19 protein-coding genes are annotated in these 25,043 nt (G+C 64.4%); 1 reads left to right on the top strand and 18 read right to left on the bottom strand.

Features of this window, described 5'->3' with window-relative positions; genetic code table 11:
* The first annotated feature begins 228 nt into the window (after positions 1-228).
* Positions 229-456, top strand: coding sequence for a DUF2934 domain-containing protein (locus CE453_RS07360; RefSeq protein WP_157732937.1), 228 nt, complete (start codon positions 229-231; stop codon positions 454-456).
* Between the two features lie 75 nt (positions 457-531).
* Here the strand turns inward: CE453_RS07360 and CE453_RS07355 are convergent, their stop codons facing one another.
* The 18 genes from CE453_RS07355 to CE453_RS07275 all read right to left on the bottom strand — a co-directional run bounded on the left by CE453_RS07355 (position 532) and on the right by CE453_RS07275 (position 24,795).
* A complete protein-coding gene (locus CE453_RS07355) occupies positions 532-924 on the bottom strand; it encodes a hypothetical protein (RefSeq protein ID WP_157732936.1) in 393 nt (130 codons plus the stop codon).
* 44 nt (positions 925-968) lie between these two features.
* Positions 969-1,247 (bottom strand): hypothetical protein, encoded by a 279-nt coding sequence (locus CE453_RS07350; protein ID WP_089173988.1) that lies wholly within the window; start codon positions 1,245-1,247, stop codon positions 969-971.
* A 404-nt stretch (positions 1,248-1,651) separates the two neighbouring features.
* Positions 1,652-2,605 (bottom strand): catechol 2,3-dioxygenase, encoded by a 954-nt coding sequence (locus CE453_RS07345; RefSeq protein WP_089173987.1) that lies wholly within the window; start codon positions 2,603-2,605, stop codon positions 1,652-1,654.
* Positions 2,602-3,711: a 5-methyltetrahydropteroyltriglutamate--homocysteine S-methyltransferase gene (locus tag CE453_RS07340; protein ID WP_089173986.1), complete on the bottom strand. Its 1,110-nt coding sequence runs from the start codon at positions 3,709-3,711 to the stop codon at positions 2,602-2,604. The genes CE453_RS07345 and CE453_RS07340 overlap by 4 nt, the downstream gene beginning before the upstream one ends.
* A 25-nt stretch (positions 3,712-3,736) precedes the next feature.
* Positions 3,737-4,447, bottom strand: a complete 711-nt coding sequence (locus CE453_RS07335; RefSeq protein WP_089173985.1) for an ABC transporter ATP-binding protein — start codon at positions 4,445-4,447, stop codon at positions 3,737-3,739.
* Positions 4,440-5,192: an ABC transporter ATP-binding protein gene (locus tag CE453_RS07330; RefSeq protein ID WP_089173984.1), complete on the bottom strand. Its 753-nt coding sequence runs from the start codon at positions 5,190-5,192 to the stop codon at positions 4,440-4,442. Before CE453_RS07330 ends, CE453_RS07335 begins: the two co-directional genes overlap by 8 nt.
* Positions 5,189-6,196, bottom strand: a complete 1,008-nt coding sequence (locus tag CE453_RS07325) for a branched-chain amino acid ABC transporter permease (RefSeq protein ID WP_089173983.1) — start codon at positions 6,194-6,196, stop codon at positions 5,189-5,191. Before CE453_RS07325 ends, CE453_RS07330 begins: the two co-directional genes overlap by 4 nt.
* Positions 6,193-7,050 carry a branched-chain amino acid ABC transporter permease gene (locus CE453_RS07320; RefSeq protein WP_089173982.1) on the bottom strand — a complete coding sequence of 286 codons (858 nt, stop codon included), beginning with the start codon at positions 7,048-7,050 and terminating at the stop codon, positions 6,193-6,195. The genes CE453_RS07325 and CE453_RS07320 overlap by 4 nt, the downstream gene beginning before the upstream one ends.
* Before the next feature lie 34 nt (positions 7,051-7,084).
* The gene (locus tag CE453_RS07315; RefSeq protein WP_089173981.1) at positions 7,085-8,260 is read right to left on the bottom strand and encodes an ABC transporter substrate-binding protein; all 1,176 of its coding nucleotides are present in this window, start codon (positions 8,258-8,260) and stop codon (positions 7,085-7,087) included.
* Between the two features lie 48 nt (positions 8,261-8,308).
* A complete protein-coding gene (locus tag CE453_RS07310) occupies positions 8,309-8,992 on the bottom strand; it encodes a 4-carboxy-4-hydroxy-2-oxoadipate aldolase/oxaloacetate decarboxylase (protein ID WP_089173980.1) in 684 nt (227 codons plus the stop codon).
* Positions 8,989-9,714 carry a PIG-L deacetylase family protein gene (locus tag CE453_RS07305; protein ID WP_089173979.1) on the bottom strand — a complete coding sequence of 242 codons (726 nt, stop codon included), beginning with the start codon at positions 9,712-9,714 and terminating at the stop codon, positions 8,989-8,991. Before CE453_RS07305 ends, CE453_RS07310 begins: the two co-directional genes overlap by 4 nt.
* 19 nt (positions 9,715-9,733) lie before the next feature.
* Positions 9,734-10,852: a 4-oxalomesaconate tautomerase gene (locus tag CE453_RS07300; protein ID WP_089173978.1), complete on the bottom strand. Its 1,119-nt coding sequence runs from the start codon at positions 10,850-10,852 to the stop codon at positions 9,734-9,736.
* 3 nt (positions 10,853-10,855) lie between these two features.
* Entirely contained in the window at positions 10,856-11,692 is an 837-nt protein-coding gene (locus tag CE453_RS07295) for an NAD(P)-dependent oxidoreductase (protein WP_198302290.1), read from the bottom strand.
* Between the two features lie 86 nt (positions 11,693-11,778).
* The gene (locus CE453_RS07290; RefSeq protein WP_089173976.1) at positions 11,779-12,699 is read right to left on the bottom strand and encodes a LysR family transcriptional regulator; all 921 of its coding nucleotides are present in this window, start codon (positions 12,697-12,699) and stop codon (positions 11,779-11,781) included.
* 262 nt (positions 12,700-12,961) lie between these two features.
* Complete coding sequence (locus tag CE453_RS07285) at positions 12,962-18,658, bottom strand: LamG-like jellyroll fold domain-containing protein (RefSeq protein WP_089173975.1); 5,697 nt, start codon at positions 18,656-18,658, stop codon at positions 12,962-12,964.
* Between the two features lie 229 nt (positions 18,659-18,887).
* A complete protein-coding gene (locus tag CE453_RS07280; protein ID WP_157732935.1) occupies positions 18,888-20,906 on the bottom strand; it encodes a preprotein translocase subunit SecA in 2,019 nt (672 codons plus the stop codon).
* Positions 20,907-20,916: 10 nt separating this feature from the next.
* Positions 20,917-23,070 (bottom strand): HlyD family efflux transporter periplasmic adaptor subunit, encoded by a 2,154-nt coding sequence (locus tag CE453_RS28475; RefSeq protein WP_157732934.1) that lies wholly within the window; start codon positions 23,068-23,070, stop codon positions 20,917-20,919.
* A 9-nt stretch (positions 23,071-23,079) separates the two neighbouring features.
* Complete coding sequence (locus tag CE453_RS07275) at positions 23,080-24,795, bottom strand: efflux RND transporter periplasmic adaptor subunit (protein ID WP_198302289.1); 1,716 nt, start codon at positions 24,793-24,795, stop codon at positions 23,080-23,082.
* Positions 24,796-25,043 lie beyond the last annotated feature (248 nt).

The following is a 25,043-nucleotide window of genomic DNA, read 5'->3' as shown; positions in this document are numbered from 1 at the left end:
CTCTTGCCTGCCCCTACATGGAGGAGAGTTGCTCGCTCCCGGAAGCGAGCCCCTTCAAGGAAGGGCGGGCTGGAGACGGAGCGGGGTCATTCATGATCCGGGCCGGCTTCGCAAAGGTCTCCAGGGGAAAGCCGCGGCGGTCGCCGATCAGGCGGCTGCTTCCAATGTGGCGTCATGGCGGTTGGCCGCCCTGCTGGGGTCCGACCGTCGCCGATGATGGAGGATTGCATGACCCTGAGCGAGAAGTCTCAGCGCGAGATCCGGAAGATCGCCTACGCCATCTGGATGCAGGAAGGGCAGCCGGAAGGCCGCGATAAGGAGCATTGGGAGGCCGCCAAGGAAATCTGGGCATTCCGCAGCCATAACCACGCCCTCCCCGATGAGGAGGACGACAGCAAGCCGGCTCGTTCCGGCGGGGGCGAGCGCCGCCAACCGACGCATAGCCGCCCGATGTAGCTGTTGGAAAACCCGGAAAGCCGCCCCGCCGCACTGTTGGCCGCGGGGCGTTTGGACCTGTTGGTCGTAGCCCCGTCAGGGGCAGGTATAGCCGCCGGGCGTCGCCGCGCAGCGCGCGCCGGTGGGCAGGATGAGTGCGCCGCTGCGATCCCGGCGGACATAGTCGCCATTGGGAAGCTGGAAGCCGCCGGTCGAATCCGGCGTGACCCGTGTGCCGTCCGGAAGCACGAGTTGCCCCCCATCATGCCTGATCTGCTTGGGAGCGCCGGCCTGCGGCACGGGCGCTGGTTCGGGGCGGTTGGATACGCAGCCCGCGACGAAGAGCGCGATGGCGCCAATCGATATCGTTGTCCTGATCATGACCTCACCTTTTGCCGCGTCGATGAGAAACAGAAGGGCGACGGCAGCCTGAACCACCATCGCCCGGATATTGGCGGTATGAGAGGCGACGTGGAAGCCACCCCTCATACAAACATGCCCCGATCGGATTGCAGGACAATCCGAACCGGCGATCAGTACACCCAGCGGCAGACGCGGACAGGGCGGCCGTAGCGGTTGCGGCGAACCGTGCAGACCTGACGGCGCGGGCGCGGACGGCGGTGGCGGCCATAATATTGGGCCTGCTCGATCGGAGTACCGTCCGGCAGCGTCGCGGCCTTCTCCGAAGGGGTGGCACCGAGGGCCGGGGCGGCAGCGCCGAGCGCAGCAGCATCAGCCTTCTCGGAAAGGGCGACGGTCGCAGCGCCGGCGGAAAGGGCGAACAGCCCCAGCAGGAAAGAGCGTCGTTCCATGAAACGTTTCTCCAATCGAATCAAATAGGCCCAGTCGAATCAAACAAGACAAGGCTATTGCCCAAAACGGCAGAACGACAAGAATGTTTCGTTAACAGAACCAAATTGATGTCGGAGATATCGCAACGGGAAAGGCGCTGCACACCGAAATCGGAGAGCTGATGGAACCAAACGGCGATCTGTGTCGTTGGTGCCTTTCAGCCGTGATCCCACAGCGATAATTATACGACTATCTAGGGTTCGCAGCGCAGAACTTGGAATCCTGTCCACCTGGCCGCCGAGGACGTTCGCGGCGCCAGCCCAGCGGCGTGGCGTGCGCGGGCTCCGATCGCCCAGGCGATGAAGGAGGAACATGCGAAGGGGAAGATCTCATCGCATCGGGAGATTCATCCGCGCTTCTGCGCCTATTTCGCTGGTGGCGTACCGTGCGTGTGGAAGCTCTCGATCGTCTTCAGCCCCCAGGCCTGCCCCCTCTTTCGCTCGGTCTCGGTCCAGGTCACGGTCTGCCAGTCCGGATCGAGGATGAGGCGCGCTCCGGCATTGGCAATCTCGACGCGGTTGCCGGCCGGTTCGTAGACGTAGAGGAAGAAGGTCTGCTGCACGGCGTGCTTGTGCGGCCCGGTCTCGATGAAGACGCCGTTTTCCAGGAAGAGATCGGCCGCCTCCAGGATGTGCTCGCGCTGGTCGACCGCATAGGTGACGTGATGGAAGCGTCCCTGTACCGGCCTATGGTCACGGGTATAGGCGATGTCGTAGCTCTTGTTGTTGACGGTGAACCAGCAGCCACCGACCTCGCCCGAATCCAGCACGATCTGCTCGGTAATCCGGCTGCCCAGCGCCTTCGGCATGAAATCGCGGATGGCGGCGACGTCCTGCGCCAACAGATTGACATGGTCGAGCCGGCGCACCGCGCAGCCGCGGCCATGGTTGCGCTGGGCCTGGTTCTTCAGCGCCGGTCGCTCGCCCTCCGGCGCCACATATTTGTGGGTGTCGAAATAAATCTCGAAGATATGGCCGTCCGGATCGTGGAAGCGATAGGCCCGGCCATGGCCGAGATCGCCCTCGCTCCAGCCGATGCCAGCCCCCATCGCCTCGATCGCGGCGACGCGGCGCAGAAGCGCCGCCTCGCTCGAAGCGCGATAGCCGACATGGCCGACGCCGGTGGTGTTCGACGCGGTCAGCTTCAGCGTATGGAACTCGTAATCGTCCCAGGCGCGCAGATAGACGGAATCGCCCTCGCGCCCGCTCTCCGTCAGCCCGAAGATGTTGACGAAGAAATCGAGGCTCGCTTCGGGCTTGTCGGTGAAGAGCTCGACATGGCCGAGATGGGCGATGTCGAAGCAGGGTTCCGCGCTCATCCCCAGACTTCCCTGGCGGTTTCGAGGATGCGCGCGAGCTTGGCCCACTGCTCCTCCTCGGCCAGCACGTTGCCCTCCTCTGTCGAGGCGAAGCCGCATTGCGGCGACAGGCAGAGCTGCTCGAGCGGGGCAAACTTCGCCGCCTCCTCGATCCGGCGTTTGAGATTGTCCTTGCTCTCGATGGCGCCGAACTTGGAGGTGACGAGGCCGAGCACGACCTGCTTGTCGCCCTTGGGCAGGAAGCGCAGCGGCTCGAAGCCGCCCGAGCGGTCGTCGTCCCACTCCATGAAATAGCCGTCGACATCGATCTGGTTGAAGACGAGATCGGCCACCGGCTCATAGCCGCCAGACGCGATGAAGGTCGATTTGAAGTTGCCACGGCAGGTATGGGTGGTGATCTGCATGTCGGCGGGCTTGGCCTTCAGCGCAGCGTTGAGCACGTCGCGATAGATGAAGATCAGCTTGTCGGGATCGTCACCGCGCTCGGCCAGCATCGTCCTCTGCTCGGGATCGCAGAAATAGGACAGGCTGGTGTCGTCGAGCTGCAGATAGCGGCATCCGGCGTCGTAGAACGCCTTGATCGCCTTGGCGTAGGCCTTGCCGAGGTCGTCGTAATAGTCCTCCATCTTGAGATAGGCGGTCGGATCGACCGCCTTCCGCCCACCGCGATAATGCAGCATCGACGGGCTCGGAATGGTCATCTTCGGCACGCGGCTGGTGACCGAGGCCAGGAACTTGAAATGGGCCAGATGCGGATGGTCCGCCGGGAAGTCGAGCTTGCCGGTGACGCGGATGCCGTGCCCCTTGGTGGCGACACCCTTGAACTGGATCCCGGCATCGGTCTCGTAGGTGGTAACGCCGCTCAAGCCGTCGAGAAAGTCGAAATGCCAGAAGGCGCGGCGGTATTCGCCGTCGGTCACCGCCTGCAGGCCGACCTCCTCCTGCTTCTTGACGAGCTTCCGGATCTCCTCGTCCTCGATCCTGGTTAGCTCGGCCTTGTCCATCTTGCCGGCCGCGACCTTGGCGCGGGCTTCCTTCACGGGCGCGCTGCGGAGCAGGCTTCCGACCATATCGCCCCGGAACGGCGGCTTTGTCCTCTGGGTCATGATGTTTCCTCCGGTTCTCTTTTGGTCAGGCAGCGGCCGCAAGGCCGAGGTGATGCTCGAGCCGTTCGGGCTCGGCGATGAGCGTAGCACTGCGCTCGGCCAGGACCACCCGGCCGCGTTCGAGCACGATGGCGTCATCCGTCAGCTCGAGGATCTTGCGCGCATGCTGCTCGATGACGATCGCGGAAAGCCCCTCCTCACGAAACAGGGCCTTCAGCGCTTTCAGCAATTCCTCGACGATGATCGGGGCCAGCCCTTCGGTCGGCTCGTCGAGGAGAAGCAGCTTCGGGTTGAGCATCAGCGCCCGGCCGATCGCCAGCATCTGCTGCTCGCCGCCGGAGAGCTGGTTGCCGAGATTGGCCTTGCGCTCGGCCAGCCGCGGGAACATGCGGAAGACGCGCGCGACATCCCACGGCCCCGGCCGCGCGACCGCCCTCAGGTTCTCCAGCACCGTCAGCGACTTGAAGATGTTGCGCTCTTGCGGCACCCAGCCGATGCCTGCATGCGCCCTCTGCTCCGGCGAAGCGCTGGTGAGATCGCGCCCAGCCAGTACGACCCGCCCGCCGCGCCGGCGCGTGACGCCGATGATGCTGTTGACCAGCGTCGTCTTGCCAACACCGTTACGGCCCAGCAGCGCAAGCGAATGCCCCTGCGCCAGCGCGAGGTCGATGTCGAACAGAACCTGCGCCTCGCCATAGCCGGCACAGAGCTTCTCGATCTTGAGCAGCTCAGACATGAGCATCCTCGCCGAGATAAGCCTCGCGGACCGCCGGGTCGCGTGCCATCTCCTCCGGAGTGCCCTCCGCCAGCACGCGGCCGTTGACCAGCACGGTGATGCGCGTCGCGAAGCGGAAGACAAGGTCCATGTCGTGCTCGATCAGCAGCACGGAAACGTCGCCGGGAAGCTCCGCCACGGTTTGCATCAATTCGCGGCGTTCCGCCTCCGGCACGCCGGCAGCCGGCTCATCGAGCAGCAGAACGCTCGGCCTGGCTGCGAAGGCTGCGGCGATCTCGATCTGGCGCTGTTTGCCATAGGGCAGCGTCGCGATCGTCCGGTCCATGATGTCGTCGAGCCGGAAGCAGGTCAGGATCTCCGCGGTCTGGCTGACGAGTTCCGGATCGCGGTCGAGCGCGCGGAAAGGCTGGCTGCCGCGGCCGAGCCGCTCGGAGGTGACCAGCGCGATCATCTCCAATGGCGTCATTGTCGCGAAAAGCTGGTTGATCTGGAAAGTGCGCGCCAGTCCGCGCTTCACCCGTGCCTCGCGCGACAACGTCGTGATGTCCTCGCCCATCAGTTCGATACGACCGGAGCTCGGCTTCAGCACGCCGGTGAGCTGGTTGACGAAGGTGGTCTTGCCGGCGCCGTTCGGGCCGATCAGGGCATGGCGCGCCCCTTTTGCCAGCGTGAAATCGACGTGATCGGTTGCGGTGATGCCGCCGAAGCTCTTGACGAGATCGAAGGTCTGCAGAGCGGCCGTCATTGCGCTCCTCCCCGACCGAACCATGCCAAGCGACCGGCCACCGTCTTGACCACGCCATGGATGATCTCGCGGCCGCCGAGCACGAAGAGCACGAGGAAGAGACCGATCCAGAACATCCAGTATTGCGGCGTGAAGGTCGCGATCGCGTCCTGCAGCAGCTTGAAGGCAATGGCACCGACGAGTCCGCCATAGAGATAGCCGGCACCACCGATGATCAGCACCAGCATCAGGTCGGCCGAGCGGTGGAAATCGAGCACGTCGAGCGAGACGAATTGCGTGGTCTGGGCCAGCAGCGCCCCCGCCGCCCCGGCATAGGCGGCAGCCAGCGTGTAGGCGGCCGCGAGGCGGCGCGCGTTCGGAACACCTGAGGCCGAGGCCCGCAGCGGATTGTCACGGATCGCGCGCAGGGAAAGCCCGAAAGGCGAATGCACCACCCGCCGCGCGATCAGGAACAGCACGAACAGCACGGAGAGCGAATAGAGGTAGGCCGTGCGGCCGAAGATGTCGAAATCGAACAGGCCCAGCACCGGTCCCATCATGATGCCTTGCAGCCCGTCGGCACCGCCCGTGAGCGAACCGAAGGAATTCGCCAGCTCGTAGAGGATCAGCGCAACGCCGAGCGTAATCATCAGGCGCGTGAGATCCGTGCCGCGCAGCACCAGGGGGCTGGTGACGAGGCCGAGCACCCCGGCCGCCCCCATGCCGACGACGAGGCCGGCGAGCGGGTCACCCCCGACATGCTTGGCGAAGAGCCCGGCCGCATAGGCACCCATGCCGAGGAATGCGGCGTGCCCCAGCGATACGATGCCGGCATAACCGAGGATCAGGTCGAGCGAGAGCGCGAACAGCGCCAGGATCGCGATCTCGTTCAGCAGGAGCAGATTGCGCGGGAACAGCAGGAAGGCGGCAAAAGCCAGCAGCCAGAAAGCGATCTCGGCCGGATGCCAGCGGCGCCCGGCATGGAGGGCCTGCCGCACGCGACGATCGAAAGTCTCGGCCCTCATGCCCGCGCCCTCGCGAACAGCCCATGCGGACGCGTGATCAGCAGCACGACCATCAGCGCGTAGATGATGAAGGCGCCGACCTCCGGCACGAGATATTTGCCGACGACATCGGCAACGCCGAGCAGCATGGCGGCGAAGAAGGGGCCGGTGATGCTGGAGGTGCCGCCGACGGTGACGACGATCAGGAAGTAGATCATGAATTTCAGCGGAAAGGAGGGATCGAGCCCCATCAATTCGATGCCGAGCGCACCACCCAATCCGGCGAGCCCGCAGCCCAGCGCGAAGGTCAATGCGAACAGCCGGTTGACCGGGATGCCGAGCCCGCGCGCCACCCGCGCATCGTCAACGGCGGCACGCAACCGGCTGCCGAAGCGCGTGCGGGTAAAGCCCCATTGCAGCGAGAAGGCGAGCAGGCCGCAGATCGCGATGACGAAGAGCCGGTAGCGGCCGATGCCGATGCCGGCGATCTCGAAACGCCCCTGCAGCCAGCTCGGCAGGTGGATGAACTGCTGGGTCGAGCCCATCAGCCAGTCGGTGCCGGCCACCGCCATGAAGACGAGCCCGATCGAGAACATCACCTGGTCGAGATGGCTCTTGCCGTACATCGGCCGGTAGATCAGCCGCTCCAGCACGATTCCGACCAGCGCCGCCGCCAGGAAGGCGAGTGGCAGGCTCGCCAGGAACGGAATGCCCAGGCGCTGCATCGCCTGCACGGCGACATAGCCACCGAGCATCGCGAAGGCGCCGTGGGCGAGGTTGACGAAATTCATCAACCCCATCGTCACGGAGAGCCCGCAGCCGAGCACGAACAGCACCATCCCGTAGGCGATGCCGTCGAACAGGATGGTCAGCATGCGCGTCGATCCGCCTGGATCGGATAATTGCCGGTCACTTGCGCGCCTTCACCGGATCCTTGACGTCCTTGATCGTCGCGAACTCGACATTGTGGAGTTCCGAGCCGACCTTCTCGGTCTTGCGGACATAGATGTTCTGGATGATGTCGCGGGTATCGGGGTCGATCTTGACCGGCCCGCGCACGCTCTCCCAGGAGGCGCCCTTCATCGCGGCGATCAGCTTGTCGCCGCTGGCATCGCCCTTCGTCGCCTCCAGCGCCTTGGCGATCAGCTTCATGCCGTCATAGCCCCCGACCGCCATGAAATTCGGTCGCATGCCGGGATTGGCCTTTTGGAAGGCCGCGACGAAGGCCTTGTTCGCCGGGCTATCATGTGCCGCCGAATAATGATGGGTGGTGATGGCGCCGAGCGCGACGTCGCCAATGCCTTCCAGGATATCGTCATCGACCACGTCGCCGGGGCCGATCAGCTTGACGCCGGCCTTGTCGAGGCCACGCTCGACGAACTGCTTCATGAACTGCGCACCGACGCCCGAAGGCACGAAGACGAAGAGGGCATCGGGCTTGGCCTCGGAGACCCGCTGCAGGAAAGGCGCGAAATCAGGATTGCGCAGCGGCACGCGCACGCTCTCGACCGTGCCGCCCGCCGCCTTGAACTTGTTGGCGAAGGAGGTCTCGGCATCGATGCCCGGCCCGTAGTCGGTGACGACCGTGAAGACCTTCTTGATGCCATTCGCGGCAGCCCAGTCCGCCATCGGCTCGGAAGCCTGCGGCAGGGTGAAGGAGGTGCGCGCGATATAGGGCGAAGCCTCGGTGATCGTGGCGGTCGCCGCCGCCATCACGATCTCCGGCACCTTGGCCTGCGTCGCGATCTGCGCTGTGGCCATCGCAAGTGGCGTCAGACCGAAGCCGGCCAGCACCGAGACCTTGTCGTTGACCACCAGCTCCTGCGCGATGCGGCGCGTCGCGTCGGCATTGCCGGCGTCGTCCTTCAGGATCACCTCGAGCTTGCGTCCACCATGCGTTGCGCCTTCCTGGGCGAGGAAGAGCTTCACCGCCGCATCGATCTGCTTGCCGGTCGAGGCGAAGGGCCCCGTCATCGGCAGGATCAGGCCGATCTTCACCGCCTCCTGCGCCAGCGCGAACCCGCTCGTCGAAGCGGCCAGCGCCAACCCGAGCATGCCACCCAGAATCGTCCTGCGATGCGTCATTGCCGTTCCCTTCCCCTGAATTGGCTCTCTGCGAAGCCGTTCGTCGTCTCAATCGTCATCGCGATAGACGAGGCCTGCTTTGGCGAGGCCTTCGCGCATAGCGTACATGTCCAGCCCGAGTTCGCCAGAGGCCAGGCGCCGGCGCTTCTCTTCCTCGGCCGCCTCGCGCTTGCGGCCAGCGACCGCGACGGCCTCCGCCTCCAGCCGCGGCACCACCACGACGCCGTCATCATCCGCGACAATCACGTCGCCGGGGTGAACCAGAGCCCCGGCACAGACCACCGGCACATTGACCGAGCCAAGCGTCGCCTTGACCGTGCCCTTGGCCGAGATCGCCCGCGACCAGACCGGAAAGCCCATTTCGGTCAGCACCCGCACATCACGCACGCCGGCATCGATGACGAGCCCCACGCCACCGCGCGCCTTGAGCGAGGTCGCGAGCAGATCGCCGAACATGCCGTCCATGTTGTCGGTCGTGCAGGCAACGACGAGGACGTCGCCGGGCTGCACCTGCTCGATCGCGACATGGATCATCCAGTTGTCGCCGGGCTGGGCAAGGACCGTAACGGCCCCGCCGGCGATCTGAGCGCCGGCATAGATCGGTCGCATATAGGGCTTCATGAGCCCGCTCCGCCCCATCGCCTCATGCGTCGTGGAGACGCCGAGATCCCGGAGATCGGCCATCGCGGCCGCTGGCGCGCGCTTCGTGGTGCGGATGACGATCGGGGTCATGCCAGCGCCTCCAGCGCTTCCGGGAAGAGCCGTTGATAGGCCTCGCCATAGGTCATGGCCTTGCCGGAGTTGCGCCCGCCCTGCATGCCGCGGTTCAGCGCGACGCGGGTGTAGTATTCCCAGAGGTGCTTCTGCGCCGCGAGGATTTCGAAGGCCTTGCGCTTCTGCTCCCAGACCTCGTCGATGTTGAGGATGACGTTAGGCTTGAAATTGCATTGCTCAGGCTGATGCGGCTCGAACAGGAAGACCGGCGGCGCGGCATAGGCGCGCTCCGGATCGGGTTTATGGCCAGCGGCCTGGGCGATGATGCGCGCCTCCTGGGCGAAGCGCGTCGCCTCCGGGTGGTCGACATTGTAGGGGTCTTCCAGCGCATGGGTCAGCACGAAGCTCGGATTGAGCGCGTGGAAGATGTCGACGGCGCGGTCGAGCATCTCCGGCGTGGTGCGCAGCGGGTAATCCCCGGCATCCATGAACTCGATCTCGGCGCCGAGCAGTTCGGCCGCAACTTGCGCCTCCTCTCGGCGTTGCGCCTTGACCTCCTCCATGCGGACGCCCGCCTTCTTCCAGGCGAACTGGCTCTCGCCGCGCTCGCCATAGGACAGGCAGAGGATCTTCACGCGTAGGCCGCGCTTCGCGTGCAGCGCGATGGCACCGCCTGCGCGCCAGACGAAATCACCGGGATGCGCGGTGATCACCAGCCCTGTCTTCTGCGCATTGGCCATCGATCTCAGTCCTCCCGTCTCATTCGGCAGCCCGACGGGCGCCGCCCGCCTGCGCCGCCATGACGCTCGCCGGCACGAAGGACCGGCCCTCCATCAGGATGCGCGCAGTCCGCAGCAGCCCGGCCCGCTCGATCATCGGTCGTTCCGCCGTTCCGCCGACCGTCAGCGTCACAGTGAACTCGCCGGTCGGATGCTCGACCGAGAGCGAACGCTCGCGGCCTTCAGGCATCACAGCAACCGACGACGCCGGCGAACCCGGGAGCACCGCCGCAGTCGCCACTGTCACGGCTGCGAAGACGCCGATCGAGGCGTGGCACTCATGCGGGATGAAGCTGCGCGTGCAGATCGCTCCCCCAGCTCGCGGTGGCGCGACGAGTGCGATCTTGGGCACCACCTTCTTCGAAACATCGCCGAGATTCATCAGCGGCCCGGCTACCAGGCGGATGCTCTCGATCCGCTCCTTCAGCTTCATATCCTTGTCGAGTTCGTCGCGCGGCTCGTAGCCGGTGCGGCCGACATCGGCCGCCCGCATCACGATCACAGGCATGCCATTGTCGATCAGTGTGCAGGGCACGCCCTCGATCACATCGACGACATTGCCGGTCGGCAGCAGCGTGCCGCAGACCGAGCCTTCGGCATCGAGGAAGCCGATGTCGATCGGCGCCGACGTGCCTGGCACGCCGTCGATCCGTACATTGCCCTCCGCGCTGGCTTCGCCATCCGGCGTATCCATCGTCAGGTCGGCGATGGTGCCGGTGTTGATCGTGCGAACGCGGACTGTCGTGCGTAGGCCGCTGGCCGCGACCAGCCCACGCGCCAGCGCGAACGGGCCGATCCCGGCGAGGATGTTGCCGCAGTTCGGCGTCGTATCGACCTGCGCCGTCTCGATGCCGACCTGCGCGAACAGGAAGTCGATATCGCAGCCCGGCTCGCTGGACTTCGAGACGATCGCGACCTTGCTGGTCAAAGGATGCGCACCGCCGAGCCCATCGACCTGCCGCTTGTCGGGCGAACCCATCACAGCGAGTAGAAAGGCGTCGCGCGCCGCGACATCCGCCGGCAGGTCGTCGCGCAGGAAATAGGCGCCCTTCGAGGTGCCACCGCGGATCAGCATGCAGGGAACGGCGATCTGGGCCATAGCCTAGTCTCCCCCCGCAGCCTTGAGGCGCGCCCCACGTTGCTGGGCCGCGGCGACCGCGCTGGCGAGGCCCGGCTCGAGGCCTGCCCCCGCGAGCATCTCGGCCGCTTCGCGCATCTCCGCCGCCCGGCGCAAGCCATGGGTCGCGACGCGCTCGCGCATGTCGGCGGCGAGCGCGTGGAAGTCGATCGACGGAAAGGTCGCGTGCAGGCTGGCGAAGACCGGATCCTTGACGTCCCAAGCTTCGCAGGCTGCGGCACAATCGACCATCAAGGCTTCGAGGCCCTTGATGACGATGCTGCGGCAAAGCTTCATCGCCGAGGCACGGCCGAACAGGTCGGACACCGGCGTCAGGTTCATACCCAGCCCGTTGAGGGTCTGGGCAGCGACCTGCGCCTTCGGACCGCCTGCGAGGATTGCGACGCCGAGGCCCGGCTTCAGCACCGGCGCCATCACCGCCGCTTCGACATAATCGGCCCCGCTCGTCGCAACCGCCTCGGCAGCCCGTTGCTTGGTGGCGGGGGCCGCCGAATTGACGTCGACGAAGATCTGGCCCGGCTTCAGCCAGCCTGCGGCCTCGCGCGCCACGGCCTCGGCACGATCAGCGGTGACGGCCGAGAAAATGAAGCTTGCATCGGCGCAAGCCTGTTCAGGCGTCTCGGCGCAGGACACGCCGATCCGGTGGGCAGCCGCCTCCAGGCGCCCGTCGGACGCGTGGCCGAACAGCAGGTCGTAGGCCCGGATCCCAGCCACGCCATTCGCTGCGAACCCGCGCGAAAAGGTCTGCCCGACCTCACCGAACCCGATGAATGCGATTCTTGCCGGTGCCGAACCAGCCATCGCCGCCACTCCCATGCGCGTTGTCTCCCGCAGCCAAGGTGGAGCAGCCTCATTCCCCCATCAAATGATAAGAATGCAGGGATTGATTACTTTGATTCATCCCGCCGCGCCGCAACACTACGCTTCAAGGCCTGGCTCAGCAGCGAGAGCAGGTCGCGCGCCGCAGGACGTAGGGGCACGGTCTTGCGTGTGATGATGCCGAGCGTGCGCGTAACGCTCGGCGAGCGCAGCGGTACCGCCACGAGCTCGCCGTCGTCGATCGTGTCCAGGGCGAGCTGGGGGACGATCGCATAGCCGATGCCGGCACGGACCAGGCTGACGGCGGTCACGACCCGTTGGACCTCATAGCGCCAGCTCAGCGTTTCCCGCCGCGCCCCGAGCGCATCGTCGATCAGGATGCGGTTGCCGGTCTCTGCGCTGACCCTGACCAGCGGTTCGCCCTGCAATTGCGCCCAGCTAAGCCCCGTCGCCGAGGCCAGCGGCTGGCTGCGATGGCTGAGCAGCACGAAAGATTCCTTGACGACGGGCTTGAGTTCGAGGTCCCAGCGATTGGCGGCGACGATGGTGACACCGAATTCCGCCTCGCCAGACTGCACCTTGTCCGCGATCTCGGAGGCCGAGTTGTCATGCACTCTGACCCCGATGCCGGGATGGCGCTTGGCGAAGGCCGCGATGACCGCCGGCATGCAGTGCACCGCGATCGTCGGCAGGCAGCCGACGGAAACCTGCTCGTCGCCCTCCCGCAGATCGACCCGAACCTCGTCGAGCGCCGAACCAAGATCCTCGAAGATGCGCCGCGCCCGCGGCAGCAGCGTGGTGCCGGCAGCGGTCAGGGAGACCTGTCGGGTCGTCCGCAGAAAGAGCGGCGTGCCGAGAGCTTCTTCCAACTTGCGAATGCGATGGCTCAACGCCGTCTGCGAAAGATTGAGATGAGAGGCGGCCGCACGGAAGCTGCCGCGCTCAGCGATGCTGACGAAGGCCTGAAGCCCCAGGACATCAACGCGCATGAGAGAAGCCCGAACGCAGGAACGCCATGGCAGCCGCTGGTAATGCAGAAGCAGCGAGCTGAGAGGGATTGGGCTTTCCACGCCTCTGATTTAGCAAATTCAATGACTTAATAGCCGCCCCGATTGACTGCGTGTACCACTCCTGCGGCCTACCGTCGAGCTGCCCCAAAGCGAACCTGCCCTGCACGTCGGCCGCTTCAGCGGCGGACGTGCCGCGTCGAAGCACGCGCTTCAACCAACGCACGGAGTCGATGCAGCCGAACTAGCCCGCGGCCTTGAACGTCGCCACTTGCATCACCCAGGCCGCGGATCCCGCGAGCGATGCGGTAGCGCTGTAGCTCCCGGTTGTCGTTACGAACCGGTCTTCGGCAATGTCGAGATCCGGTGACGTGATGATGCGCGTGGTGAAGCCGCTCCCGGCCGCAGAGAATCCTCCCGTCGTTGTTCCTGCACCGAAGATAAGTTCGCGCGCAGCCGTCGTGCTGACCGCACCGCTATTCGCCGAACTGCTCGTGCCCGACGCCGATGCACCGACATCGAACGGGTTGACGGGGTCGAGGCCACTATATTCGAGCGCGCGGAGATCGACGAACTGCGTGGAAGTATTGAAGGTCACCGTCACCGTATTGGCCCCTGCGGCGGCAGCCTTGATGTTCTTCGCGTAATAGATGGCCTGGCTGATCCCGCTTCCGCGTACGGTCGGAACAGCGAGCTGATAGACGTTGCCCGCAGAGTCGGTGACCGACGTGATGTTGGAGGTGGCGTTGTTCCAACCGATGACGAGGATATTGGTGTCCCCGGCCACTTGCGCTTTCGTATAGGGGACCGCGACCTGCGTCTGATTGGTTTGCGGCGTGGCCGAGTTCGTTTGCACGAAAGCCAAGGGCGCAGGCGCGGTGACCACGTTGTAGGTCGCCGTATAGGTGGCCCCGCCGGCCGGTACGACGATGATGTGATCCTGCGTGCCGCCATCGGACCATGAGGCGAAGTTGTAGGTGGTCGACCCGACCGTCGCGTTGCGCGCCTCGATCTCGTGATTGAAGCCGATCAGCGTGTCGTATGTGAACGGCGCCGTGCGCGCGACACCGTCGAGATAGAGCGTCACACCGGCGGGCGCCGTCGCAAAGTTGAGATTGACCTTGTCCGGGAAGATGGTCAGCGCCTGGCTCGACTGTAACCCGCTGGAATCCGTGACAGTGAGCGTGATCCGGTACCGGGTGAAGCCGCTGAAATCATGCCCGGAGGTCGGGATCGTGAAGGTGCCGCTGGTCACGCCGGTGATAGGGATGCCCGGATGCACGTGCCCTTCATGGAGGAAGTCGATGTTCCAAGTATAAGCGCTGGCGGGCAGGGTCCCATCCTCGACGTCGGTCGCAGCCCCACTGAAGGAAATGACATCGCCCGCCCTGAACAGCACACCGTCGGCCGGCGAGGTGATGGTCACGGCGGGACGATTGCCGGCGCTGACTGCGATGGGCGTGGAGAGTGTCGAATTGGTTCCATCGGAGACCGTGAGGCGAGCCTGATATGGGCCCGCGACAGCATAGGTGTGCGATGGGTTGGCTTCGGTCGATGTCGTGCCGTCTCCGAAATTCCACGAATAGGACAATGGCTGCCCCTCCGGATCGGAAGAGCCGGCGCTGGAGAAGTTCACGGTGAGCGGGGTCGGCCCCTGGGTAGGCGAGGCGGAAGCGGCCGCCACCGGAGGCAGGTTTGAATCGATGAACTCGATGCGGCGGATCTTGCTCACGCCGAACGTGCCGCTGATATCGGAATAGCCGAGATCGACATAGTAGAGCGCGCCGTCGGGGCCTTCCGTCAGATAGACGATATCGCCGTAGGGGCCATCGACGGATCCGTCCGGCGGTTCGAAGTTGAAAACGCCGGTGACATTGCCATTGGCGTCGAAGGTCAGGCGCTTGATCCAATTCTGCGTGTAGTCGGCGAAGAAGAAGCTGCCCTGGTATTCGCTGGGGAATTGCGTCCCATGATAGACGAACCCCGCAACGACGGCGGCGTCGCGCCCATTGTGCGGATAGTAATAGGCTGGCGCCGTGTAGGCGGGATTGCCGTCAGGCGTTTCGACGTTGGGCCATCCGTAATTGGCGCCCTTCGCGCCGATATCGATCTCTTCGATCGCGGTGGAATAGGTATTCCCGCCGACATCGCCAATGATCAGGCGCCCGGTCGGCGCGTCGTAATAGGCCCGGAAGGGGTTGCGGAGTCCGAGCGCCCATATCGCGTCGAAATGCGGGCCTGCGCCATCATAGAAGGGGTTGTCGGTCGGTACCGTGCCGTCCATGTTGAAGCGCAGGATCTTGCCGCGCGGTTTTGTCAGATCCTGCGCCTCGCCTGCGTTGAAGTGCTCGCCGGTGGTGATGAGGATCTTGCCGTCGTTGCTGAAGTTGATCGCGCCGCCATGGTGTTCGGCATTGGCGATCTCCGTATCCTGATAGATGACGAATTCGCTGCCGGCGACCGTCCCGGTCAATGTCGCATTTGCAGTAAACCGCGAGAAGCGGTCGACGTTCGGCGACCCCAATGTATAGAAGACGTAATAGTAATGGTTCGTGTTGAAGTTGGGATCAAGGGCGATGTCATAGATCCCTTGCTGCACGCCGGCCGAGCCGATATTGCTCAGCTGCAGGAATAGCGTCGGATCGGGTGTTGTATAGGGCGCCGGCAAGACCTTGATCTTGCCCGCCAGTTCGGCCACCAGCATGCGGCCATCGGGAAGGAACTTGATCGCGGTCGGGAGATCGAAGCCTGTGGCGAGAATTTCGTTCTGGAAATAGCTGGCGTTCGCGACATTCACGGCGATCGGCGCTGACGACGCCACATGGCCGTCGATATCGACGGCGAGGGCCGTGATCGTGTGCGAGCCATTGCTCGCCGTTCGCGTATCCCAGGCGAGCGCGTAGGGAGCGGCCGCATCAGGGGCGCCCGTGGCGATGCCATCGATATAGAACTGGACGCTCGCGATGCCGGTGTCGTCGGTTGCATCGGCTGTCACATTGACGATGCCGTTCACCTGCGCGCCATTGGCCGGGAAATCGATCGACACCTGCGGAGCTCCGGTGATCGGGCCTCCCACCGGTGCGGCCATATCCGACTGAATCTGTGTCTGTGTCAGCACGCGGTTGTAGATGCGCACGTCGTCGAGCAATCCCTTCTGGAATTGGGCGGTCGAGGCATCCGCTCCGATGTTCATGGCGTTGCCGCGAGCCGTAATGGATGCAGAGAGCGCCTGCGTGTTGACGAGGGTGCCATTGACATAGGTCCGCACCTGCGCGCCATCGAAGGTGACGGCAAGATAGGTCCACTGGTTGAACGGTAGCGTGGTGCCCGCCATGGCGACGCGCGGCCCGCTGCTCGTTCCGATGTAAAAGTCGGTTTTGTTGCCGCCGCCGAGTTCCAAGCCATACTGATAGTAGGGCGAGGACATCGAGGTATTCCAGAACTTGCCGATCACGACGGAATCGCCGGTCGCCAGCGGCTGGGGATTGATCCACATCGACAAGGTCAGCGCGTTGCCGGAAATATTGGTCGAGGCGGAGTTCGGGATCGTGATGTAGTCGTTGACGCCGTCAAAGCTCGCCGCCTTGCCGTGCTGGCCTGCCACCCACGCAACTCCATTGGCCAGCGTCGCCGTGTTTCCCTGGCCGGAGGAATCGTAGGCGGTCGCGCCAACGCCCTCGTCGAACGAATAGGCGGCCGCCAAGCCGGCGATCTGCGTATTGGATACCGTCACGGTGACGGGGGTCGAGTCCGTGGTGTTATTGGATGTGTCGCGAGCGCGTGCGACGATCGTGTGGGTTCCGTTGGCGACAGTGGTCGTGTCCCAGCTGACACTATACGGAGCCGTCTTATCTTCGCCCCCACCGATCGCGACGTTGTCGACCAGGAAGGTCACGCCGCCAACGCCGATGTTGTCGGATGCAGCGGCGCTGATCGTCACCGTGCCGGAGAGCGGCGAGGCTCCTGTCGGCGCTGTGATGCTGGCTGATGGCGGAACCGTGTCAGGCACGAGCGTAGTAGTGCTCGCAGGCGCCGATTGCCCCGAAGGATTCGCGGCCGCATCCACTGCGCGTACAGTGTAGCTATACGTGGTTCCCGGCGACAGGCCGGTATCGTTGAACGTGGTTGTGGCAGACGTTCCAACCTGCGTGTTGTTGCGGAAGACCTGATAGCCCGTGACCGCGACATTGTCCGTCGAAGCATTCCACGAGAGGTTGATTTGTGTGGTCGAAACGGCGGTAGCCGTGAGGCCGTTCGGGGTCGAGGGGGGCGTCGTATCGGCTGCAGCAGCGGTTTTGAACGTGCTGTTCGCACTGATCGCCTCGTTGCCGGCGGCGTCGATCGAGCGGACGCGGTAATTATAGGTCGTGTTTGAGGCCAGACCGGCGAGCGCGACGCTGTGCGCCGTCACCAGAGTCGGATCAAGCGTCGTCGTCGCGCCGTAGCTGGTCGTGAGTCCGTACTCGACGCGGGAAGTCGCCGCCTCGTTGCTCGTCCAGGTGATTTGCGCCGAATTGCCCGTGATGTTGGTCGCCGTCCGCGCCGAAATCGTCGGAGCCGTCGTATCGAGGACGATGGTATCGGTGACGGCGGTCGACCAATTGCCGGCGGCATCGCTGAACTGGACATAGACGGTCTTGGTCCCGGCTCCGCTGGAGAGCGTCCATGTCTTAGAGGATGCGAACGCCTCGGCGGTCGAAAATGAAGTGCCGTTGTTGGAGAACCGCATTTGCGTGACCGATGTAACCGCATCGGTTGCGGTCAGTGCGAGCGTGACGGCGGTGCTGTTGGTTGCACTCGCCCCTCCGTTGATGACGATAGTCCCGGTCGGCGCCTGATTGTCGACGACAACTGCAGCCGCAGTCGATGTGGTGATGTTGCCGGCAGCGTCGCGCGCCTGCGCCGTGATGGTGTGAGCGCCGTTCGATACGGTCGTCGTATTCCAGGAAACGCCATAGGGCGATGTGGTATCCTCGGCACCGATCGTCGTGTTGGCATCGAGCAGGAACTTCACGCCGACCACGCCGATATTGTCGGAGGCCGTGGCTGCAAGGTTCACCGTCTTCGAGAGGATCGATGCCGGCGGCGTCAACCCCACGGTCGGCGGGGTCGTATCCTGCGGCGGCGGCGTGGTTCCGCCGAGCGGGGTCGTCATATCCGTCTGGATCTGCGCTTGCGTCAGCACGTGATCGGCGATGCGGACGTCGTCTATCCGCCCGGAGAACTCGAAGCCCGTATTGCCCGCACGGCGGCCGATGTTCACGTTCGCCGTCGAATTCTGCTGGGAACTGCTGACGGTGCCGGTCAGTTGGCCGTTGTCGAGGGCGCCGTTGAGATAGACGTCCAGCGTCTGGTTGGCGGCGTTGTAGACACCGGCGATATGATACCATGTGTTGAGCTGCAGGGGCGTTGCACCGTAGCGAAACATCGCCCCGCCGGTGTTGGTCGTGAGCTTGAAGCCGATGGTGCGCGGGCCCGTGTCCTTGGTGAGATCGAGCTGATAGCCGGATTCAGCCGAGGTGCGCTTGGAGACAACAGCCGCGTCGTCAGAGGGAAACGCGCTGACATAGACCCAGGCGCTGACGGTCATGCTGCCGGTGAGTTGCAGCGCAGTCGGGTTACCGAGATTCACGAAGTCGTTCACGCCGTCGAGTGCCACGGCGTTTCCGTATTTTCCCGCGGAGAAAGTAGGGCCGTTCGTCAGCGTGCCGGAGAGGCCATGGCCCGATGCGTCCGCCGCAACGGTGCCAGAGACTTCGTCGAAGGCGTAGCCGGCCGTGATGCCGAGAGGGTCGGCAGCCAGCAGCAGCCGTGGCTCGAGCGTTTCAAAGATCATCTGCGCGGATGGCGAAGAGGGTTTTCTGTCTCTACTTGCTCGTCGAGCACGCCGGCTGGCGAAGCGCTGCGTCACTCGGGTGAACAAGCCGACAGAACCCGACATTGCGTTCTCCCAACCTCAAGCAACGGAATTCTGGGCTCGCACATCGAACCCAACTCCACCCTGCCGGAATTGGGCGTAAGGCAACGGATTGCTTCAATATCATACCGCATTAGAGTTGTTAACTATGTAAAAGCGGCGCACTTTATTTTAAGTCTCTTAAAGTCAACACAGGAAAAAAGAGCTCTTACCATAAGCTTAACTGTGCATGATCGGTGTTACGCCGCAGGCCTCATTCTGGTCCGGCGAAGCCGAAAATTTTATTGATGCGATCATCCTCAGCAACGGCAGCCTGGCGCGCGCGTCCGTGCAATCGCTCGGCTGCGCTTTGACTGTAGCTGCGCAGCGCGAGCGCGATCGCAGCAGGAATTTGCCGATCAGGTGCGAGATTTCGAGTGACCAGCTGGAGCAATCCGCGCGAGGAAAAGCGTTGAAAGATTTCATCCTCGATAGCGACGATGGCCTGGTAACTGCCCGGATCGCCCTGTCGGCCGGCACGCCCGTAAAGCTGACGGTCGATGCGTCGGGATTCGTGGTATTCCGTCAAGATGACATGGAGGCCGCCTGCGTCGCGCACCGCCGCATGCAGCTGGATGTCGGTGCCGCGCCCAGCCATATTGGTCGCGACGGTAATCCGGCCCGGTTGGCCCGCGCGTGCCACGACCTCGGCCTCCTCGCGATCCTGCCGCGCGTTGAGGACCATGGGTTCGAGCCCTGCCGCGCGCAGCAACTGCGAGATCTGTTCGGAAGCTTCCACCGACCGCGTTCCGACCAGAACGGCACGGCCCGCGCGTGTCTCCGCTTGAACAGAGCGAAGGACGGCCTTCCACTTCTGTTCTGCCGTCGACAGCATGCGCGTGCCCGCATTCGCGCGCCGCAATGGCCTATTCGTCGGAATGCGAACGATCGGCAGGCCGTAGGTGGCGTATAATTCCCCCGCGGGCTCGGTTGCAGTACCGGTCATGCCGCAGAGATGCACATAGCGGCGGAAGAAGCGCTGATACGTGATTTGTGCCAGCGTCTTGCGGCGCTCCGTGATGGCGCAGTGCTCCTTGGCCTCGATCAGCTGATGAATACCGCTCTCCCATGAGCGGTCCGGCATGACGCGCCCGGTATATTCATCGACGATCTGCACTTTCCCGTCGGCAACGATGTACTGGACGTCGCGGCGGTACAGGTGCAGGGCGGCAAGCGCATGCTGGACCAGTTCCTCGCGGGCGCGTCGAATGATCCACAAGCCCGGCATTCCGGCAGCGAGCTCGGCGATTTGATTTTCGCCATCTGCGGTGAGCCGTATCGATTTTTCGTTTGGCAGCACCTGGAATGCATCGCCGGGATCCAGGCGGCGCGCGATATCGAGCGCAGCCTCGTAGAGACCGGCGGCGTTCTCGGCACCTTCCTGTGCTCCGGAAAGGATCAGCGGCGTGCGCGCTTCGTCGATGAGTACGCTGTCGGCCTCGTCCACGATCGCACAATGCAGACCGCGGAGAAGCAGCGGTTGCAGGCCACCGATCTGCCCATCCCGGAACATCCGGTCGACGAGGAGCCGGGCGCTCGCGCGCCGCGGGCCAAGCACCAGCCGGTCCCGGAGATAGTCGAACACCAGTTCCTTGTTGGTGCAGTAGGTCACGTCGCTGGCGTAGGCGCGGCGTCGGTCCTCAGGCGATTGCCCGTGCTCGGCCAATCCAACGGTAAGGCCGAGCGCAGCGTAGACGGGGCCGAGTTGCTCCGCATCACGGCGGGCGAGATAGTCGTTGACGGTGATGACATGAACCGGCCGGCCCATGAGCGCTGCGGTGATTGCCGGCAACAACGCCGTCAAGGTCTTGCCTTCGCCGGTTTCCATTTCGGCGATTGCCCCTCCCATCATGGCGGCGCCGCCTAGCAACTGGACGTGGAAGTGGCGCATGCCGACGTGACGGCGCGCCGCTTCGCGCACAAGCGCAAATGAAAGCGCACTTTCCCGCGAGAACAGGCGCGCCGACCGCAATCGTGCACGCAGGTCGTCGGCAAGCTCGCGCAGCCGTCGATCCGGCAGGTTCGCCACCTGTGGCTCCAGCGTCTCGATCAGCCGCGCGAAGCGAGAGAGCCGATGTCGCCGAATGGCGGACAACAAGTGGGGCGAGACCCGGCCCCAGCCGCCAAGCAGTGCACCGTCGATGCGGCCCTCTTTGCAGCTTGCGCGCTCGGCATAAGGCGCATCGATCGCGAGCGAGCCGGCACCCGGCCGTAAGCCAAGAGGATACGACATCTCATCGGCCTCAGATCTGCAGCCGGGAAAGCAGCAATTGACGCACGCGCCGCCACATCTGCCAGCCGACCGGCTCCCAGTCATGATCGAAACGCACATAGGCACGACCGCCGAAGGCGATGGGCGCCGTGGCATTTGCGGACAGCTCGACGTCTACCTGGAAAACACGTTGCAGCGTCCTGGTTCCTTGCGTGTCAGCCGGGTCGACCGTCACCGCACCGCCGCCGGGACTCCCAAGGGCCCGGCTCGGAAGATTGTTGTGCCCGGCAGGAACCTCGCGAACGATCGTCGCCGGCAAGGTCTCATCGAGGCGCTCCGCCAGCTTGACCGTGACGCTGCGCAACCGGTCACGAACGAGATCGATGTCGTCCTGCCCGATCGTTGCGCGGATGATGCGCGTGTCGGGCGGGAGCACATAGCCGATCAGCAGGCCCTCGCGCACAAAGCGCCCGGGCAGATCCTGCGATTTCATCACCGAGAAGATGCCATCGCCGGGGCTGCGAACGATGAGCCGCTCAGCGCGGCTGGTTGCGGTCTCAAGCTCGGCGCGCGCCTGCCCCAGCTCCGTGGTTGTGATCTCGGCACGTATGCGATCGGCAAAGCGCTCCGTGGCAAGGCGGATCTCGAGTTCCGTGACGCGCGCCCGCAGGATTTCGAGTTCGGTCTTGGATGCGGGATCTTCGCTTTCGATCAACGCATCGCCAGCCTGCACTCTTTGGCCGGGCTCGACCAGGAAATCGCGCACGAAGCCGTTCGCCCCCGCGCGCAGGATGGCACGCTCGGGCAACCAGACCACGCCTTCGGTCGTGAAGTAGAACGGTGCCGGGATCAGTAACAGGGCGCTCCCGGCGACCAGGATTGCGCCGAAGGTCGCGGTTATTGCGCGAGTACGATTGCGCTGAAGTCGTGGGCTCGTGAGCACCAGCCAGGACGCCTTGCCGATCGGCAACGCGATGCCCGTCAACAGACTCCAGACCGCAACCGCGATGCCGACAGCGAGATACTGGGATGCGATGAATATCGCGATCCCCAGCATGACGGCTTGACGGTAGAAGAAGGCAGCGGGCCCGTAGAAGAGGAACCAGATGCGCTCGCCACTCGTCGCAACGAAATCCCTCGCCCCATCGGTGCGAAACACATACCGATCGATGAGATACCCCCAGTAGCGGGTGGCGCGCTGCGCAAGATTCGGAATCTCCAGCAGATCGGCAAGAATGTAATAGCCATCGTAACGCAGGAGCGGATTGCCGTTGAACAGCACGGTGGAAACGCCTGCCACCACCATGGCGTTGAAAGCCAGTGCCCGGACAATTCCAGGCTCGACGGCAAGCCAGACGTAAAGTGCGAGCGCCGCGATAAACAGCTCGACCATCATTCCGGCCGCACCGACGAGCGCGCGTTGCCATTTGCTGCGGAATCCCGATGCGGCCGAGGCATCGACGTAAGGGAGCGGCGCAAAGACCAGAACCATCACACCGAACTCGTGCACGGCCCCCCCGAATGCCTTGACGGCAAATCCATGCCCGAACTCGTGCATGACCTTGAGCAGGAGATAGGTCAGGGCAAGCGGCACGATGTTGTCGGCCGCAAGGATGCGGTCGGTGGCATCGGCATTCAGCTCCTGCCAGTGCTGCGCCGCCAGCAGCAGCGCCGGGAGCATGACAAGCAGCCACAATATCGCTCCCGAGCGACTGAACATCCATCGGGCGATCGGCCGCGTGCGCTCGAAGAACGCGTCCGGATGCCAGCACGGGATTCGCAGCGCCAGTGGATACAGCACATTGCTCAGCCACCCAGACCGCCCTGCCCGTGCGGCGCGTTCCATGAGCGCATCCGAATTGGGCGTGACCTCGGTCTGCAGCAGATCCGAAGCATTGAGCTCGGCCAACAACCGGATCACGTCGCCCTGGCTCGGTGCCTCCTCTCCCAGCTTGGCTCCAATCGCATGCCAGAGCTGGTCGACCGTGCGCACGCCGTCCATGGCGGCAATCATCATGCAGCTCGCCGGCGACAAGCGGTGCACACGGCCGGTGGCGTGATCATGCACGACGTACCAGACATTGCCGCGATAGCGGTGGCGATGGACCGAGGCATGATCGCGCAACTTTGGCTTGCGGAGCGCGACGCGATACCAGGAGGAGCTCAGGAACGGTGCGACGGTCATGTCGGCGTCTCAGGGCAGGTATTTCCACGCAGCGAGATGCAGCCAATCGAAAACAGGGTGCATCCAGATCCAGACGAGCGAGCGCCGTCCGGTTTCGATCTTGGCGACACCTTCCATCCCGGGGCGCAGATGCAAACCAGGCTCCGACAGACGGGCCTCGATCCGGAAGGAATTATGTCCCTCCTCCGCGACCGTCACCGGCGTGATCTTGCTCAAGGTCATTGGCAGCAGATTGCCGGGCTGACCCGCGAGGGCGACGGTACCGCTCTGCCCCACCGCGACATAACGCACATCGCGCTCGTCGACCTGGACGATCAGGCGATAAGCCTCCAGCGGGGCGATCTCGAACAGGGTTTTGCCCTTCTCCACCGGAGAGCCGAGCATCTGGCTCAGATCTCCCGAGACGACGACGCCGTCGAAGGGCGCGAGGATGCGTGCCCGGACGAGCTTCTCCTCTGCAAGCTCCAACTGTGACTCGGCCTGGCGGATCTGCGGCTCGATGAGGACGAGGTTGTTGCGATCGTGCTTGGCGAGCGCCTCCCGCTGCCGTTGCAGCAGCTTGTCACGCTCGGCGCGCCACTTCGAGCGATCGAGAAGGAGGTCGCGGTCATCGAGTGCGACCAGGAGATCGCCACTCCGCACGGTATCGCCGGCACGGACCGGAGCTGTCCGGATATACCCGTCGAACGGTGCGATGGCCGCGCGTTGCAGCTCGGCTTCGAGCACCGACTTTGCGGTGACGCGGTGCTCTCCATGCGCAAAGGCTGCGGTGAGCGTGAGCCCCCCCAGAGCAATGGCGGCGAGCTTGAAGCCCGGTCGCCGTGGGCCTAACAGCGCGTCGGCCCCGTCGCGGAGGCGATCGATCACGCGCCCGGCGATCCATCTGTTCGCTCGCAGCCGCAATCCGATCTGCGGTCCGAGCAAGGCTGCGATGGTTTCCGCCAGTTGCAACGTATCCGCGGTGAACGGCTCGGCCCCGTGACGTTCGAAAGTGAGCGCGCCGATCGGCTCGCCCCTATTGCCGTTCAGCACGGCGGACATGGTCGTTGTACCGGCGGTCTTCGCCCCTTCCGCCAGCGCCTGATGGGCGATATGCACGGCATATTCCATCACGGGCAGCAGCGGATAAGCGACGCTGCGGGACTGCTCGATCGCTTCATCCATCGCGTTTTCGATGGAGTCCGTCAGGCGGCTTTCGTGTTTGAAGCTGGCGGAATGCGACATCGCCAGGAGGCGGATGGTACCGTTCCGCTTGATCACGCCCAGCGATACCCGATCACATCGCAGGCGCGTCGCAAGCTCGTTCACGATGCTGATCCCTGCCTCCGGCAGTCGCGTCTGCGCCCCGACCGCTGCGAGCAGATCGAGGCAGGATGCGGCGCGCGCGACATCGAGCGAAAGGGCCTTGGCTCGTCGCGCCCAAGGCAGGGCCTCGAGCCAGCCCGCTCCCCAGCGCAATTGCTCGGCGACGGCCTCTGGAGCGACGACGGGTACGCCAGCGGTCGTCGTCAAGGCTATCGCGGCGGCGGCAATTGGCGCGCCTGCGCCGAGCGGCAAGGCGACGACGAGTGCGACATGTTGCGCCGGGCTTGCTTCAGGGCCGACGCGACCGGGAGCGACGATGACACGGCGCTCTGCAAGAGCCTGTCCGGCCAACCGCGAAAGGTCGCTGACCTGGATGTCACGCGCCGGCCAGGTCAGCGACAGGCACGGCGCATCTGACACGGCAGGCCTGATGAGCAGCAGGCCCGCGGCAACCCCCGCGATACGGTTGCATTCTAACGCAAGCCAAGCGGAACCAAACGCCGCTTCATGGCCCGCATCGAGCAGACCGCGCCAGTGCGGCGATGTAGATGGCTCTACCGGTACCACAAGCAATGGTGGCGGTGGTTCCGCGTTCGCCGTTCGGCCTCGGTCTGGCTCAAACATGTGTGGCGTCCAAAGCACGTCGAGAATGGATATTGCCTACATTC

The sequence above is a fragment of the Bosea sp. AS-1 genome, assembly GCF_002220095.1.
GTDB lineage: Bacteria > Pseudomonadota > Alphaproteobacteria > Rhizobiales > Beijerinckiaceae > Allobosea.
This window is presented reverse-complemented; position numbering and strand designations above follow the sequence as displayed.

Excerpts from the sequence above, each read along its gene's own strand:
- CE453_RS07360 (WP_157732937.1), top strand. The coding sequence starts at position 229 with ATGACCCTGAGCGAGAAGTCTCAGCGCGAGATCCGGAAGATCGCCTAC.
- CE453_RS07355 (WP_157732936.1), bottom strand. The coding sequence starts at position 924 with ATGAGGGGTGGCTTCCACGTCGCCTCTCATACCGCCAATATCCGGGCG.
- CE453_RS07350 (WP_089173988.1), bottom strand. The coding sequence starts at position 1,247 with ATGGAACGACGCTCTTTCCTGCTGGGGCTGTTCGCCCTTTCCGCCGGC.
- CE453_RS07345 (WP_089173987.1), bottom strand. The coding sequence starts at position 2,605 with ATGAGCGCGGAACCCTGCTTCGACATCGCCCATCTCGGCCATGTCGAG.
- CE453_RS07340 (WP_089173986.1), bottom strand. The coding sequence starts at position 3,711 with ATGACCCAGAGGACAAAGCCGCCGTTCCGGGGCGATATGGTCGGAAGC.
- CE453_RS07335 (WP_089173985.1), bottom strand. The coding sequence starts at position 4,447 with ATGTCTGAGCTGCTCAAGATCGAGAAGCTCTGTGCCGGCTATGGCGAG.
- CE453_RS07330 (WP_089173984.1), bottom strand. The coding sequence starts at position 5,192 with ATGACGGCCGCTCTGCAGACCTTCGATCTCGTCAAGAGCTTCGGCGGC.
- CE453_RS07325 (WP_089173983.1), bottom strand. The coding sequence starts at position 6,196 with ATGAGGGCCGAGACTTTCGATCGTCGCGTGCGGCAGGCCCTCCATGCC.
- CE453_RS07320 (WP_089173982.1), bottom strand. The coding sequence starts at position 7,050 with ATGCTGACCATCCTGTTCGACGGCATCGCCTACGGGATGGTGCTGTTC.
- CE453_RS07315 (WP_089173981.1), bottom strand. The coding sequence starts at position 8,260 with ATGACGCATCGCAGGACGATTCTGGGTGGCATGCTCGGGTTGGCGCTG.
- CE453_RS07310 (WP_089173980.1), bottom strand. The coding sequence starts at position 8,992 with ATGACCCCGATCGTCATCCGCACCACGAAGCGCGCGCCAGCGGCCGCG.
- CE453_RS07305 (WP_089173979.1), bottom strand. The coding sequence starts at position 9,714 with ATGGCCAATGCGCAGAAGACAGGGCTGGTGATCACCGCGCATCCCGGT.
- CE453_RS07300 (WP_089173978.1), bottom strand. The coding sequence starts at position 10,852 with ATGGCCCAGATCGCCGTTCCCTGCATGCTGATCCGCGGTGGCACCTCG.
- CE453_RS07295 (WP_198302290.1), bottom strand. The coding sequence starts at position 11,692 with ATGGCTGGTTCGGCACCGGCAAGAATCGCATTCATCGGGTTCGGTGAG.
- CE453_RS07290 (WP_089173976.1), bottom strand. The coding sequence starts at position 12,699 with ATGCGCGTTGATGTCCTGGGGCTTCAGGCCTTCGTCAGCATCGCTGAG.
- CE453_RS07285 (WP_089173975.1), bottom strand. The coding sequence starts at position 18,658 with ATGTCGGGTTCTGTCGGCTTGTTCACCCGAGTGACGCAGCGCTTCGCC.
- CE453_RS07280 (WP_157732935.1), bottom strand. The coding sequence starts at position 20,906 with ATGTCGTATCCTCTTGGCTTACGGCCGGGTGCCGGCTCGCTCGCGATC.
- CE453_RS28475 (WP_157732934.1), bottom strand. The coding sequence starts at position 23,070 with ATGACCGTCGCACCGTTCCTGAGCTCCTCCTGGTATCGCGTCGCGCTC.